Annotated in this window: 9 protein-coding genes; 6 read left to right on the forward strand and 3 right to left on the reverse strand. The window is 54.6% G+C overall.

Annotated elements, in window-relative coordinates; all coding sequences use genetic code 11:
* Positions 1 to 128 precede the first annotated feature (128 nt).
* The 3 genes from KIH39_RS03585 to KIH39_RS03595 all read left to right on the forward strand — a co-directional run bounded on the left by KIH39_RS03585 (position 129) and on the right by KIH39_RS03595 (position 4,686).
* On the forward strand, positions 129 to 1,532 hold the full coding sequence (locus tag KIH39_RS03585) for a BBP7 family outer membrane beta-barrel protein (protein WP_213497900.1): 1,404 nt from the start codon (positions 129 to 131) through the stop codon (positions 1,530 to 1,532).
* Positions 1,533 to 1,720: 188 nt separating this feature from the next.
* Positions 1,721 to 3,217 carry an aldehyde dehydrogenase family protein gene (locus tag KIH39_RS03590; RefSeq protein WP_213497901.1) on the forward strand — a complete coding sequence of 499 codons (1,497 nt, stop codon included), beginning with the start codon at positions 1,721 to 1,723 and terminating at the stop codon, positions 3,215 to 3,217.
* 80 nt (positions 3,218 to 3,297) lie between these two features.
* Positions 3,298 to 4,686, forward strand: coding sequence for an acetyl ornithine aminotransferase family protein (locus tag KIH39_RS03595; protein ID WP_213497902.1), 1,389 nt, complete (start codon positions 3,298 to 3,300; stop codon positions 4,684 to 4,686).
* A 6-nt stretch (positions 4,687 to 4,692) separates the two neighbouring features.
* Here KIH39_RS03595 and KIH39_RS03600 read toward each other — a convergent pair whose 3' ends face one another.
* The 3 genes from KIH39_RS03600 to KIH39_RS03610 all read right to left on the reverse strand — a co-directional run bounded on the left by KIH39_RS03600 (position 4,693) and on the right by KIH39_RS03610 (position 10,543).
* Positions 4,693 to 5,844, reverse strand: a complete 1,152-nt coding sequence (locus KIH39_RS03600) for a thiolase family protein (protein WP_213497903.1) — start codon at positions 5,842 to 5,844, stop codon at positions 4,693 to 4,695.
* A 144-nt stretch (positions 5,845 to 5,988) separates the two neighbouring features.
* Positions 5,989 to 8,688, reverse strand: coding sequence for an aconitate hydratase AcnA (gene acnA, locus KIH39_RS03605; RefSeq protein ID WP_213497904.1), 2,700 nt, complete (start codon positions 8,686 to 8,688; stop codon positions 5,989 to 5,991).
* A gap of 148 nt (positions 8,689 to 8,836) precedes the next feature.
* Complete coding sequence (locus KIH39_RS03610) at positions 8,837 to 10,543, reverse strand: hypothetical protein (RefSeq protein WP_213497905.1); 1,707 nt, start codon at positions 10,541 to 10,543, stop codon at positions 8,837 to 8,839.
* A 201-nt stretch (positions 10,544 to 10,744) separates the two neighbouring features.
* On the opposite strand from KIH39_RS03610, the gene KIH39_RS03615 reads away from it, so the two are divergent.
* The 3 genes from KIH39_RS03615 (at position 10,745) to KIH39_RS03625 (ending at position 15,684) form a co-directional block, all read left to right on the forward strand.
* The gene (locus KIH39_RS03615) at positions 10,745 to 12,487 is read left to right on the forward strand and encodes a DNA repair helicase XPB (RefSeq protein WP_213497906.1); all 1,743 of its coding nucleotides are present in this window, start codon (positions 10,745 to 10,747) and stop codon (positions 12,485 to 12,487) included.
* A 68-nt stretch (positions 12,488 to 12,555) separates the two neighbouring features.
* Positions 12,556 to 14,100, forward strand: coding sequence for a hypothetical protein (locus KIH39_RS03620; RefSeq protein ID WP_213497907.1), 1,545 nt, complete (start codon positions 12,556 to 12,558; stop codon positions 14,098 to 14,100).
* Between the two features lie 66 nt (positions 14,101 to 14,166).
* Positions 14,167 to 15,684 carry an MFS transporter gene (locus KIH39_RS03625; protein WP_213497908.1) on the forward strand — a complete coding sequence of 506 codons (1,518 nt, stop codon included), beginning with the start codon at positions 14,167 to 14,169 and terminating at the stop codon, positions 15,682 to 15,684.
* Positions 15,685 to 15,768: the final 84 nt, after the last annotated feature.

Raw genomic sequence — 15,768 nt, forward strand, 5'->3', positions numbered from 1 at the left:
GTAACGAATCCGTCAAATCTTCTCATGCTAAGGAAAACTCTTGCCGAAATATTTGTTAGGAATGCAGGAGATGCGCGGGGGCAAGTAGGCACACTTGCTTCGGCTGTGCAGTATCGGGAGCGAACAAAATGCGAAATCGTTTTTTGAGTTCGGTCGCCGCGATGGCGGCAGGAGCGAGTCTGGCCTGGGGTCAGGTGCCCGGTACACCTCCACAAGGTTATGGCGATGGAATGTTAATGCCTGCGGGTCACCAGCAGGCTCCGCTGATCCCTCCCCAGATGGCTCCTTCGGAAGCTGCACTGATGGGTGGCGGTCCAGGGCCAGAATATCCCCCACCGGGGAATTTCCAGGATATGTTTAACGGCGGGAAAGGCGTTCCGTCGCTGACTAGCAGCTTCACCGGCTGGCCAATCGTCTGGGGCAGCGTCGATTACTTGCTCTGGACTCCCAAGTCTGCCAATATCAACTACCCGATAGCGACGACCGGGGCTGCCGCCAGCGGCGGTATCCTGGGCAACGCTTCAACGGGTACGATCTATCCGGGCGACGCTAATTTTGGCTTCGGCTCCGGTTATCGAATCACCTTTGGGGCCTTCTTAGGCGATGATCGCCGAGTTGGGTTCGAAGGCTCGGGATACCAGATGGCCACCCAGTCGAAGTCTTACTCGATCTCCAGCGACGGGGCTGGCTTCCCGCTGATTGCCCGTCCGTACGTCAATGCCGTCGGACTTGCTCAATCTTCCTACATCGTTGCCGCTCCGAACGTTGCTTCCGGTACACTCGGTTACAAGTTCGACACCAGCAGCTTCGGTGTGGAAGGAAACTGGCTGTTGAACATCTACCGCACCTGCCCCGGGGATGACTGCGGCTACGGTTTGAATGTGAACTTTATCGCGGGCTTCCGTTATGCGGAAATTGAAGAGCATCTGCTCATCGGTTCGACCAGTACCGCTCTGCAGACTCCGGGTGCTCAACCGACGCCCTTCGTTGGAACTTTCCAGCCTGGCTTGACGATTACCACCGTAAATGACTCCATCCGAACGGATAACCAGTTCTACGGTGGTCAGGTCGGTATCCAGACGGAAATACAGAACGGTCGAGCTTTCTGGAGATTCGATGCCAAGCTGGCTATCGGTGACATGCACGAAACGGCCGACATCAACGGCTATTCCGCTTTGACCCGGGGTACCGATGTGAACGCCACGACCAGCACGGCCATCGGTGGTCTGTATGCGAACACCAACACGATCGGTCGGTATCGACAGGATCAGTTCGCTATTATTCCCGACTTCAATCTGACCTTCGGTTATCACCTGCTGAAGTGCTGCACGGTTCAAGTGGGTTATAACTTCATCTACTTCAACAACGTAGCTCGACCGACGGATGTGGTCAGCCCGGTGATCAATCCAGCAGTCATCCCGACCAACGCTGCTTTCGGGACGAACCTGCCAGTGGTACCCATCGGCAGCCGGATCCAGCAGACGGATTATTATCTTCAAGGTCTGAACTTCGGTGTGACCTTCCAGTACTAAACTCAGCCGTTGAAAAATCTCAAAGCCGGAGTGGCGAAAACACTCCGGCTTTTTCGTTGCCCGCTCTGAACTTCGCACTTTCCCACTGGCAGCTATCTTCCACTATTCGCATCGGGTATAATTAATTACCGATCTCCTTTCGTTTTCGAGACGACTTCCTCCCTTCTATCGCCCGCGGAGGTTCTGACATGTTAAGTTTCAAGCATCCCGGCCGACATTGCATTGCGGGTTCCTGGCATCCCGGCACTGGGGAAATTCTCAGCCGCAATCCGGCCAATCTGGATGAGATCATCGGAGCCTTCCCGGTCGGTACTCAGGCAGAATCCATCGAAGCCGTGGCTGCGGCCCGGCATGCCTTTCCGAACTGGCGGCGCACGAGTCGCCTGCACAGAGCGGAATGCTTCAATCGGCTGGCGAATATCATCGAGCGAGATCAGGAATATCTGGCCGAGTTAATGGCTCGCGAAGTGGGAAAAACTCTCTCGGAGTGCCGGGCGGAAGTGGTCGAAGGCCTGCACATGGTGCAGTATGTTTTCGGCACCGGACGCATGCCCACCGGTTACGTCATCGATTCGGAGATTTCCGAAAAAGACGCCTTCCTGCGTCGCAAGCCGTGGGGGGTGGTCGCCGTAATTACTCCCTGGAATTTTCCGTTCGCCGTGCCACTGTGGATGCTCGGCCCATCGCTTCTGGAAGGGAACACGGCCGTTTTCAAGCCTTCCGAAGACTCGCCGGCCATTGGTCAGCGCCTTTTCGAACTCTTCCTAGAAGCCGGTTTCCCGCCGGGAACGATCAATCTCCTGCACGGGGATGGGACGACTGGGGAAGCCCTGGTTGACAATCCCGAAGTGAGCGTGGTTCTTTTCACCGGGAGTTACGAGGTCGGTAAACGGATTCAGCAGGTCTCAGCAAATCACTTCGATCGAATCGTTGCAGCCGAAATGGGATCGAAGAGTGCCGTAATCATCTGCGACGACGCTCGAATCGATCTGGCTGTCTCGGCGGGACTCATCAGTGCTTTCAAGACAAGCGGCCAGCGCTGCGTTTCGGCCGGCCGACTTCTAGTTCAGGAAAAGATCTTCGATAAGTTCGCCGAAAAACTCCTGACGGTGACCAAACGCATTCGCATTGGAAATCCGCTCGACGAGCGAAATTTTACCGGACCGGTAATCCATGAGAATTCGGTGGAAAAGGTTCTGAAATATAACCGTTTGTCGAAGGAGGAGGGAGCCGAAGTGCTTCTGGTCGGCGAACGAATGCTCGATCACGAACACAAGCGGGGCTGCTATTTGACGCCTCATGTCTACCGGATTGCTCATTCGCCGCAGATACGATGTATCCGGGAAGAGGTGTTTGGGCCGCACTTGGCGCTGATTCCCTTCAAGACGCTCGACGACGCCATTGAAATCTACAACGATACCGATTTCGGGCTGTCCATGGCCGTGATTACCGAAGATTTTCGGAAGATGCGGCTGTTCCGCGAGGAGTGCAACTTCGGCATGGGGTATGTGAACCTTCCCTGTATCGGGGCAGAGGTTCACCTCCCGTTCGGCGGTGTCAAGAAGAGCGGCAACGGCCATCCGTCCGCGGCGGGACTGGTCGATGCGGTTACACACAAAATTGCCTGGACCGTGAATCACGGAACGGAAATCAAAATGGCTCAAGGGTTGAAAACTGATGTTTAACTGCGTCTGAATTTCGGATGCGCTTTGTGGCGAACATCCGAAATCCCGATTGAAGGAACGTAAAAATTGGGGGTAAGGTCATGTTCGCTCTGGATCATCTTCCCGTACCGCATCTGGAAACCTCTCTTCCGGGTCCGAAAGCCCGCGAGTGGCTGGAAATCGATCATCAATTCGTTTCGGAATCCTACACCCGCGTCTACCCGCTGGTCGTTGCCCGCGGCAGTGGCGCCATCGTGGAGGATGTGGACGGCAACCGTTTTCTCGATTTCACGGCCGGTATCGCGGTGAATGCCACCGGGCATTGTCACCCGCATGTGGTGGCCGCGATTCAGGATCAGTCGACTAAACTCTTGCATATGTCAGGCACCGATTTCTACTACGGCCCGCAAATCGAATTGGCGGAGAAATTGGCTCAACTGGCGCCGGGTCCCAGCCCGAAAAAAGTCTTTTTCACCAATAGTGGCGCTGAATCGATTGAGGCCGCACTGAAACTGGCCCGCTGGCACACCCGGCGAAATCGAGTCGTGGCCTTCCTGGGAGCTTTTCATGGCCGGACCTACGGAGCCATGTCTCTCTCGGCCTCCAAGCTCATTCATCGCGCGGGCTTTTCACCCCTGGTTCCAGACATTCATCACGTCCCTTTCCCTCGCGATTGCGATAACTGCGCTTCCCATAAGAATCGAACATTATCCGCCTGCGAGTGCCTGAACGAGATTGAAAATCATCTCCTCCATCGGATCGCTCCCCCGGAGGAAGTCGCCGCCATTTTCGTCGAAGCGATCCAAGGGGAAGGGGGCTATCACGTCGCACCACCGGGGTTCCTGCAGGGATTGAGAAAACTCTGCGACAAACATGGAATTCTACTGGTGATGGATGAAGTGCAGACCGGGATGGGTCGCACGGGCAAGATGTTCGCCGTGGAGCATTTCGGCGTCGAACCCGACATCATCTGTCTGGCGAAAGGGATTGCCAGCGGCCTACCTCTCGGCGCGATCATTGCCAAAAGTTCAGTGATGAATTGGCCCAGCGGTAGTCATGCCAGCACTTTCGGTGGTAACCCGGTCTCGTGCCGGGCCGCTCTGGCCACCATTGAACTGCTCGAGTTGGAGTACATGGCCAATGCGGCCGAACGCGGCGAGCAGCTTCGAAAAGGCTTACGCGATCTGTCGCTTCACCACGAGTGTCTGGCCAACGTTCGGGGATTGGGATTGATGACCGCGGTAGACTTGGTGAAGGATCAACCCAACTGGGACTATCACCCGCCGCTGCGCGATGCCGTCATTCAAGCCGCTTTTCATCAGGGCTTGCTGCTGTTGGGTTGCGGTGAATCAGCGATCCGTTTCTGCCCGCCTTTGTGCATCACGGCGGAGCAGATTGATCTGGGACTGTCGATTCTGGAAGATGTACTCTACGATGTCGAGGTAGCCCCGCTCCCCAGACATCAATTGGAAGTCGTGAATGTGGACTGAGCAAAACTAAGCAAGATTTTCCACGATCACTGCCACGGCGTTGCCTCCGCCCAGGCAAAGGCTGGCACAGCCGAATTTTTTCCCGGTTCTTTTGAGCGTGTGAATCAGGCTGGTGAGGACCCGGGCACCCGATGCTCCGATCGGATGGCCCAGGGCGACGCCGCCGCCTTGCACGTTGACTTTTTCCGGATCCAGTTTCAATTCTCGACAGCAGGCCAGCATTTGGGCCGCGAACGCTTCGTTGATTTCGAAATAATCGATGTCTTCGAGTTTCAATCCCGCTTTGGCAATTGCACGCTGGATGGCTTCCACCGGGGCGATGAATATATCCTTCGGATCGACGCCGCTGGTAGCCTGGCTGCGAATTTTCGCCAGAGGTTTTTGGCCCTGCTTCTGGGCATAAACTTCCGAAGCTATCACCAGCGCGGCCGCCCCATCCGAGAGTTGCGAAGCATTCCCGGCGGTGACGGTTCCGTCTTTGGCAAAGGCCGGTTTCAGGCGAGCCAGCGCTTCAACGCTCGAATCGGCTCGGATGCCTTCATCGCGATCGATTCGAAGTGTCGTTTTCCCACTTTGTACTTCTACCGGAAGCACTTCTTCGTTGAAAAAGCCCTGTTCCCAGGCCGCTGCAGCTCGAAGATGCGAATGAACCGAAAATTCATCCTGATCTTTCCGGGTGATGCCAAATTTTTTGGCAATGTGCTCGGCGGCGTTACCCATCGGCCAGTGTTCGAAGGGGCAATACAAGCCATCGTGAATCAAGGCATCGGTAAGTTGAGCATCGCCGTATTTGAAACCGGTTCGGCCCCGGAGCAGATGCGGCGCATTAGACATGCTTTCCATGCCGCCCGCAATTATGCACTCGGCTTCGCCGGATCGGATACTGACATCGGCGAGCATGACGGCTTTCAGCCCCGAGCCGCACACCATGTTTACCGTATGAGCGTCCATCGTGGTCGGTAGTTCGGCGCCCAGGGCCGCTTGTCGGGAGGGGTTCTGTCCGACCCCGGCTTGTACCACATTCCCCATGATCACCTGATCGGGAACCAGTTGGAAATACTGGATGACGAGCGCCCCTAATTGCGGCGCGGTCAACGGAGAAAGTCCGCCGAGGAATTTACCGATGGGAGTGCGAACCGCGGAGAGAATAACGGTCATGCGGGAATCCCCGAAAGAGATTTTCAGTACTCGATGAGATGAATTCTACCGGGAATCGTCAATTCGCCGTGGCTAACGCGCGAATTGACAATGAAAAAATAGCGTTAGCGAGGAAGCCAATACCTGTAGACCGGTCAGCGTTTCTTACGTGGCCAGTAACTGTCGCAGCACGTATTGCAGAATGCCGCCGTGCTGGTAGTAGAGGCATTCCTGTGGTGTATCGATGCGAACCCGAGCTTTGAACTCGGTGACTTTACCATCCTTGGTGGCCTTCACGGAAAGTTCCCGGCCCGATTCAAAGTTATTGAGGATCCCGGCCGCAATGCCATGGATTTCGAAAATCTCTTCACCACTTAAACCGAGACTAGCGGCGTTCTGACCATTGACGAACTGCAACGGCACCACACCCATACCGACCAGATTCGAACGATGGATGCGCTCGAAACTTTCAGCGATCACGGCCTTGATCCCCAACAACATGGCCCCCTTGGCCGCCCAGTCGCGGCTCGAGCCCGAACCGTATTCCTTACCGGCCAGAATCACCAGGGGCACGCCGTCTTTCTGGTATTTCATCGAAGCGTCAAAGATCGACATTTCGGTTCCGTCCGGCAGATGGCGGGTCACGCCGCCTTCGGTACCGGGAGCCAGCAAGTTCTTCAGCCGGACGTTGGCGAAAGTGCCGCGCATCATCACTTCGTGATTACCGCGACGAGCTCCGTAGCTGTTGAAGTCAGCTGGCATGACGCCATGCGAAATGAGATACTTCCCGGCTGGGCTGTCTTTCTTGATCGAACCCGCGGGAGAGATATGGTCGGTCGTGATGCTATCTCCCAGCACCGCCAGACAACGGGCGTTGGCGATATCCTTTACAGCAGCCGGTTGCTTCGGCATGTTGTCGAAGTAGGGTGGGTTCTTCACATAGGTCGATTTGTCGTCCCAGGCGAAGCGCTTGCCTTCGGGTACGTTCAGTGCCTGCCAGGCGGGATCGCCCTTGAAGACATCGGCGTAAATCTTTTCGAACTGGGCTCGGTGCACATGCTTGTCGACCAAGGCTCCCACTTCTTCGTGCGTCGGCCAGATATCCTTGAGGTAAACGTCCTTGCCATTTGAACTCTTGCCAAGCGATTCGGCATCCCAGTCGATATCGATTTTCCCGGCCAGAGCATACGCGACGACTAGCGGCGGCGAAGCGAGGTAGTTGGCTCGCACTTCCGCGTGAACCCGGCCTTCGAAATTGCGATTGCCACTGAGCACTGCGGAAACAACTAAAGCTTTTTCGGCGACCTCCTTGGAAACTGCATCGGGCAGAGGACCGCTGTTTCCAATGCAGGTGGTGCAGCCGTAGCCCACAACATAGAAGCGGAGTTTTTCCAACTCCGGTAACAGATTGGATTCCGTCAGGTAATCGGTTACCACTTTCGAACCGGGGGCCAGGCTAGTTTTCACCCAGGGTTTGGTTTGCAGGCCTAAAGCAGCGGCTTTTTTAGCCACCAGCCCCGCCGCCACCATTACGTAAGGATTTGAAGTGTTGGTACAGGAGGTAATTGCGGCAATCACCACAGAGCCATGATGCAGAACGCCGGGCGGAACCGTCACTTCCGGATTGCCTTCGCTGGAGGCCATGGGGAGGCTCGGCTTTGGTTTCGCCGCACTCAACAGCTTGGGAAGGGCTTCCTGGAAGCTTTTCTTGACATCCTTGACGAGCACGCGGTCCTGGGGTCGACTCGGACCGGCGAGCGATGGCTGAACGGTGGCGAGATCAAGTTCCAGAGTGTCGGTATACGAGGCGACCGGGGTTTCCTTAGTGTGAAACAGGCCCTGAGCCTTGTAATAGGCTTCGACGAGTTGAACGAGTTCTTCCGGCCGACCCGAAGAACGGAGGAATTTCAGAGTTTCGGCATCGACCGGGAAGATCCCGCAGGTCGCCCCATATTCGGGCGCCATGTTGGCGATAGTCGCGCGGTCGGCGAGTGGCAGCGAAGCCAGACCTTCGCCGAAGAATTCGACGAATTTGCCGACAACCCCCTTCTTGCGGAGCATCTGCGTGATCGTCAGTACCAGATCGGTTGCGGTCGATCCCGGAGCCAGCTTGCCGAAAAGCTTAAAGCCGACCACCTGAGGAATTAACATGGTCACGGGCTGGCCGAGCATGGCGGCTTCTGCTTCGATGCCGCCGACGCCCCAACCGAGTACGCCTAAGCCGTTGATCATCGTCGTGTGACTATCGGTCCCGACGAGCGTATCGGGATAAGCGGTATTGCTCTTATCCACGAACACTACCCGGGCCAGGTATTCCAGGTTCACCTGATGCACGATGCCGGTTTCGGGTGGTACGACTTTGAAGTTGTCCAGTGCCGTCTGACCCCAGCGGAGGAAGACGTAGCGTTCCTGGTTTCGCTGGAACTCGAGGTCGGAGTTATGCTGGAAAGCGTTCGCGTTGCCGAAATCGTCGACCTGAACGCTATGATCGATCACCAATTCGGCCGGGGAAAGCGGGTTGATTTTGGCCGGGTCGCCTCCCATGCGAGCCATCGCATCGCGCATGGCGGCGAGATCGACTACGCAGGGAACGCCGGTAAAGTCCTGCAGGAGCGTGCGGGCGGGGGTGAAGCCGATTTCCGCATCGGGTTCGGCGGTTGGATTCCATTTAGCCAGAGCTTCAATGTCGGTCTTGCGAACAGCCAGGCCATCTTCTTTGCGAAGCAGGTTTTCGAGCAGAATCTTCAGCGAAAACGGCAACTTGGCTGCCTGTGGAAATGCCTTTTCGACTTCGGAGATCTTGTAAATGGTGTAGTTCTTCCCGCCTACGGCGAGTGTGGCCTTGCTGCCAAAACTGTTCGACATGGAAAGGTTCCTTCTATGTTCCTGAGTGCTTATTAAAAGTGTATGGGATTGCGTAAAAAGCGTCTCAGTCAGATCCTCGGGTATATTAACGAAAAAACCGCGGGCTCTCGACCCGCGGTTGGCAATTTTCACTTCTGGGAATTCTCAGTTACTTCTTTTCGGTTTTGGGAGCCTGATCGCCCAGACGTTCCATGTACTCTTTCACAGTATCGCGAGCTCCCTTAGGCAGTTTCTGCACATCGAGAGAATCGGCGGCATCCTGGGCGGCTTCCTTAATTTCCCCTTCGAGTTCCACCGTCGATTTCTTGGTAAAAGCCGGGCCATCGGTCGAACCGACGTAGCGTTTTTTACCGGTGGGATCGAACTGAACGCGAACGCGCTCCTGTTCCGAATTGGACTTGGCATTCTCGTTGATCTTGCGGCGACCGGCCCCCACTCCGCCTCTGTCCCCATCGTAATCATCCGATTCAGTAACCTCATCCGAGGGCTGGGAATCCCCGTCGCCCTTAGCTTTTCCGGCGAGCGACTTTCGGAATTTGCGAATTTCTTCGAGGCTTTCATCCAGGGCTTCGATGTCCTTGACTTCTTCCGACAGGTCGCCGAACTGATCGCCCAGTTCACTCATTTTTTGAGCCAGTTCGTCCATATCGTTCTTGTCCATGGCCATCTTCATCTCATTCATTTTTTTGGCCATGTCTTTCATCGCATTCAACTTTTCGGACTGATCTTCCAGTTTTTTCAATTCGCGCTGCAGACTTTCCGCATTCCGGCCTTCCTTCTTGGCCTGTTCGATCATCTTCTTGAGCTTATCCTGTTCCTTCTTGTTCTCCGTCATTTCCTTCGATTTTTTCGCCATTTCTTCGATCTGGCGTTTCAATTTCTGAACGTCTTCCTGGCTCAGTTCGCCGTTCTTAATCTTCTTTTTGAGTTTTTCGAATTCCTCTTTGGCTTTTCCGAAATCCCCGGTCTTCAGCGCCTGCATGGCCTCTTTGCCCGGGCCATCCATTTGTTCGGTCATCTTGCGATCGGACAACTGCTGAAGTTGTTCCTGCATGCGCTTGATCTGATCATGCTTTTCGGCTTCCATCTGCTTCAGTTTTTCCTGCAGTTCGGTCGCCTTTTCGAAACCCTCCCGGGCTTTTTCGGGGTTCAATTTGTTCTTCTGGTATTCCGGATCGGAATAAAGTTTGTCGACTTCCTTGGCCAGAGCTTCCAACTTTTCGAGCTTTTCGCTTTTCTTTCGCTGGGAAAGATCGGGGATGACCAGCCGCTTCTTCTTCTGTTCCGGGTTTTTGACTTTTTCCCAGGGAGCTTCCTTACTTTCTGCCAATTTCTTGTCGGTATTGCTCTCCGCCTTGGTTTCGGAGAACAGGGGATCGTACAGCAAGGCCAGACAGGCCAGGATGGCCGCCGGGATGGGGAGCACCCAGGATTTCCGATCGAGATGGATCGGGAATTTGTCGGCAATATTCACTTTGCTGACGCGCTGGGCCGCATCCTGGAGCAAGGCTTGTCCCGGTTCGGTTTTTTGGAGAGTCTCATCGAGAGCCAGGGCGGTAGTGAGCCGTTCCCGCAAATCGAAGCGCTGGTCGATCAGTAACGCCGTTTGCAGGGAAGTGGGGCTGAGTCGAATGGAGCGGTAAATGGCGAACAAAGATGCCAGAGAGAGCGAACCGATCAGCACCGCTTGCCGGTGCCACTCGGGCAAAGGCTCGGTCACCAGAGGCTGAACCTGAATCCAGATCACGCTCAGTAGACAGGCGATACCGCCCGCCAAAAGTAGCGTGTTCAGGAAATTTCGAAGAAAGACGCGGCGTCGGGTTCGGGTCAGATAAGTTTGGATGGAAGATTGCATAAAGGTTTTCTCCGAAATAATGACGTCCTATTTCGGCAGCCATTTCATCGTGTTTGTAATTCTACTACATAGTCGCCCAGAGATTCACGCTCAAATTGCGGTTTGAACAAAGAAATCTGTCGGCGGACCGCTAACCCATTATTAGTTGCGAGCGATCCCTATAATGGCTGTTTGCCCGATGTGGTTGTGTCGAGAGTTCAGATGCCGAAGAAACTGACCGCCGAACCGTCCCGTTCCGCCGCTGTGCAATTCGATCCGACAAATCCGATGATCGTGCAGGCGGATCGAACGATATTAATGGAGGTCAATAATCCCAAATATTCAGCGGCCCGGGATGCCCTGGCCCCTTTTGCCGAGCTCGAGAAAAGCCCCGAACACATTCACACCTACCGAATTTCCAATCTTTCGCTCTGGAATGCGGCCGCGGCGGGATTAAGCGCGCCGGAAATGGTCGAAGTTCTTCGGCAATTCACCAAGTTTCCCCTCCCCTTAAACGTCCCGACAGACATTGAAGAAGTCGTCAGCCGGTACGGCCGCATTAAACTGGTAAAGCACGATGAAAGCCATCTGAAGCTGATCTGCGAAGATAAGCCATTGCTAGAGGAAATCACTCGCCAGCCCAAAGTCCGCCAGTATCTCGGAGAACGGGTAGATTCGGTCAGTTTCCTGGTAGATTCGGCGCATCGCGGGATCATCAAGCTGGCTTTGAACCAGATCGGCTATCCCGCCGAGGATGTTGCAGGTTACGTCGAAGGCACCCCCATGGAGGTCGATATCATCCCGGTGATGAAATCGGGGCTGCCTTTTACGGTTCGCGATTACCAGCGAGAATCGGCCGATACTTTTTACGCCGGCGGTGCAGCCCGAGGCGGCAGCGGCGTGATTGTTCTCCCCTGCGGTGCGGGCAAAACGATTGTCGGCATCGTGGCCATGAGTCTGGTAAAAAGATCCACGCTCGTACTGACGACCAGTATCACGGCCGTGAAGCAATGGCACCGGGAAATCCTGGATAAAACCAACCTCCGGGATAATCAAATCAGCGAATACACTGGTGAAACCAAGGAAATCAATGAGGTGACGATCGCGACCTACCAGATCGTTACTTATCGACCCGATAAAGATGAAGACTTCCCGCACTTCAAGCTGTTCGAAGAGCGAGACTGGGGCCTGATCATCTATGACGAAGTCCACTTGCTCCCCGCCCCGGTTTTCCGGGTGACGGCGCAAATTCAGGCTCGACGTCGGCTGGGTCTGACAGCCACTCTGGTGCGGGAGGATGGTCGGGAAGGGGATGTTTTCAGTCTCATCGGCCCCAAAAAATACGATGTCCCCTGGCGGGAACTGGAACAGAAGGGCTGGATAGCCACGGCCAGTTGTACCGAAATCCGCATTGCGCTGCCGGAATCGGTGCGCATGGAATATGCCGTAGCCGAGTGGCGCGACAAATACCGCATAGCCAGCGAAAATCCGGCAAAACTGGATATCTGCGACATCTTACTGCAGCGATATAAGGAACAGCGGGTTCTGATCATCGGCCAGTATCTCAAGCAGCTGCGCGATATCAGTAAGCGCTTCGAGATTCCCATCATCACCGGGCAGACCCCCAACGGCGAGCGGGAAGAACTCTATCGCAAATTCCGTTTCGGCGAGCAGCGGCACCTCGTCCTCTCGAAAGTCGGCAACTTTGCCATCGACCTGCCCGACGCCAATGTCTTGATTCAAGTTTCCGGAACTTTCGGCTCCCGGCAGGAGGAAGCCCAGCGACTCGGGCGAATTCTCCGACCCAAGACCAACGGGGAGGATGCTCATTTTTATTCCATCGTAACCCGGGATACTCGCGAGCTGGATTTTGCCCAGCATCGCCAGCTTTTTTTGACGGAGCAAGGCTACAGCTACGAAATCAAGGACGCCGCCGAGATGATGGTTACGGATAGCCCGGGTTAATCCGGGATTGTCGGAATTACAAAAATCGGTTACGCTCCTGCCTATAGGCCCAGTTGCAGGATGCACACATGAGTCGCACGGTTTGCTTCGTAATCTTTGTCTGCGCCGTTTTTTTCGCGAATTCCAACCCCATATTCGCCCAGCCCGATCAGATCAATCAGGCGATTCGATTGCAGAATGCGATCAAGTTGGGGCGCGAAGCCCTCACCCAAAAAAAGCCGCAGGAAGCGGTGCGAATTCTCGAAGAATCCATTCTCTTCGCCAATGGCCAAACGGCTTATCTGGAACTGTTGCGCGATGCCTATATCGCGGCCATCAAGGAATCGCAGCTGAAAAACGGCAGCGATGAGATGATCGCCCACATTCGCAAGCAGTTGAAAACGCTCGAACTATCCGTTGGCACGGGAGATGCCAAAAAGGGCGCGGTTGCGACTAAATCGGAAGAAGTCAGAACCCCATCGCCCGCGGATAAATCTGCTGAGACGATGAATCCGAAAGTTGATCTGCCTCCTTTAACCGTTGAAGATCCCAAGGTGGCGGAACCGGAAAAGAAAACCGAAGTTGCCAAAGTCGCCAAGGAAGTTTCGGCCCCTGCGGTCGATTCGGGGTTGCGACTTGACGCCGCCCGACTATTCGGGGCTCGCAAGTATCGGGAGGCCAGCGAGAAATTCGCGGCGATGGAAAAGAACTCGATTCCTTTGCGGGAAGATGAAAAGCAGTGCTGGGCCTTCTGTAGATTGGAAGTCGTTGCGGAGCGCTGGAAGGCCAATCTCGATAGTGATCCCAGCGCTTCCAAAAACGAAGTTCTAACGGCGATGGCTCTGGGTGGCAAACCGGTGAAATCGTTCGGCGATGCCCTCCTGGAAAAGTTGTCGACCGTAGAAACACCCGTGACGGCCGATACCTTTGCGACTAGCGGACGGAACTTCGTCGTTCATTCGATATCCAAGCGATTGAAGGGCGAGGAAATCTCCCGCTACGCCGAGCAGTTGCGATCGCTGGCTCTGGAACGCTGGACGGGCAGTAAGGGAATCGATTGGAAAATTCCCTGTGAGATCTATCTGTACGAAACGGCCGAGGCGTATGCCCGGGCAACCGGTAAACCCGCTTCCCATCCGGGACATTCGACCGTGAAATTCGATGGGGGCAAGGTCGTCTCCCGCCGGATTGATTTGCATCTGGAGGCAAGCGAACTCTTTGAAGCGCAATTGCCCCGAGAAATTCACTATGTCGTGATGAGCGAATTATTTTCGGAAGAACCACTGCCGGTCTGGGCCGAACTGGGTATGACGACGCTCGCCGAACCGGCGGCTCATCGGAGCCGGAATCGTCGAATGGCCGCACGTTTGATTGAGGAAAGAAAGCTCCTCAAACTGGAGAAAGTCTTTGAAGCCACGGCCTCTCCTAACGATTCTTCTGTTACCTCCTTTTACCTCGCTAGCGTCACGGTCGTCGATTATCTGGTGCGACTGAAAGGTTATCGAACCTTCGTGGTATTTCTGCAGGAGTCTCCCCGCCGCGGCGTGGAGAAGAGTCTCAGTCAGCACTACGGCATTAAATCGCTTGCCGAACTGGAAAAAAAGTGGCAGGCCGATTTGTTGCGCGGCGAGTGAGTTCTTGATGATCTGGGTTTCGGCCCTAAACTACCCGAACAGTTGATCCCCGCCTTGGAGTTTTGCATGTCTTCTCCTGATTCCGGTTCGGGTAAAGGTTTTTCCTTAACCGAGTGGTTAGTGTTGCTGGTCGCCGTGATCGGCTTCGCCTTCGATATCTACGAATTATTGATGCTGCCGGTGATCTCCGGTCCGGCCCTTTCGGAACTTCTCCGAGTGCCTCCGGAACATCCAGATATCTCCAAGTGGTTTGGCAGAATCAATGCCGCAGCTGCTATCAGTGGTGGCATTTTCGGTTTGTTAGGTGGGTACTTGATCGACCGTTTTGGCAGAAAGCGAATTCTGGGATTAAGTATTCTCGTCTATGGAGTTTCGCCTGTACTCGCGGCTTTTAGTACCTCCCCAATCGAATTATTGATCTTCCGATGCACGACCTTTATCGGAGTTTGCGTCGAATTCGTCGCGGCGGTAGCCTGGTTGGCAGAACTCTTCCCGGAGCCCAAAAAGCGAGAGTCCGTTCTGGGCATCACCCAGGCCTTCTCCTCCATTGGTGGGTTGATGGTCTCCGGAATGAGTTTACTACTCACTCGGCATGGATCATCCTTACCTGCATTGCCAATTGATCCTCCTTTCGATCCTCACGCGGCTTGGCGTTATACGCTTATCAGCGGTTTAATTCCGGCTATTCCCATTGCTATCATTTTGCCATTCCTACCCGAATCACCGGTATGGAGGCAAAGAAAAGCAGAAGGGAAATTGAAGCGGCCTAGCATTGGAGAATTGTTTACTCCGGCGCTTCGAAGAACGACGATTATCACAACGATCTTGTTCGCTTGCGCTTATGGGGCTGCTTTTGGGGCGATCCAACTAACTCCTGTTCAGATCGCTCCCGGTGTCCCCGAACTGGCGGAACAGAGAAAAGGTCTTGCCCCACTCCGAACTCAGGCATCAGAACTCTACAAGAAATTCGATGCAACCGAACCGAACAGCGATGCTCGCCAGGAAGCATTAGCTCAAATCAAAGGTAATTTGAAGGAGCAGAGAACCTTCAGTGCACCGATCAACGAGTTTCGTTCGACAGCGCAGCTCTGGCAGGAAATGGGCGGCCTGGTGGGGCGGGTCATTTTTGCGGCAATTGCCATCGTAATCCTTTCCCGTCGGGCGCAGCTTCGAATGTTCTTGATCCCTGGATTGGCCATCATTCCCTGGTTCTTCTTCATGGGGTCTCAGCAAAGCTCGGATATGCTGTTGTTCGGTATTGGGGCCGCCGCGCTCGTTACGGTGGCACAACTCAGTTATCTTGGGAATTATTTACCTGCGGCCTACCCGGTTCACTTACGTGGTACAGCGGGAGGATTTACAGCTAATGTCGGAGGTCGAATGATTGGCGGGATGATGAGTTTCGTCACAACTGGAGTCATTCTCGCCGAAGTTAAGGGGTATCTGCCTCAAGGAACGACCCCATTCAAAATAGCTGCTTTTTCCGCGGGAATAATGGGCACCCTAATGTTCTTGATTGCTTTGATCGCCTCTTTTTTCCTGCCGGAACCTAAAGCAACTGAAACGGAACTAAACGCCAAATAAGCTTATCGAACAGTGAAGTCCCACTTGGACTTCACTGATTCTCCGGTTGCCTTCTTGTCTCAATTGCTGCCCTGCATAGCCTAC

The sequence above is a fragment of the Telmatocola sphagniphila genome, from assembly GCF_018398935.1.
Taxonomy (GTDB): domain Bacteria; phylum Planctomycetota; class Planctomycetia; order Gemmatales; family Gemmataceae; genus Telmatocola; species Telmatocola sphagniphila.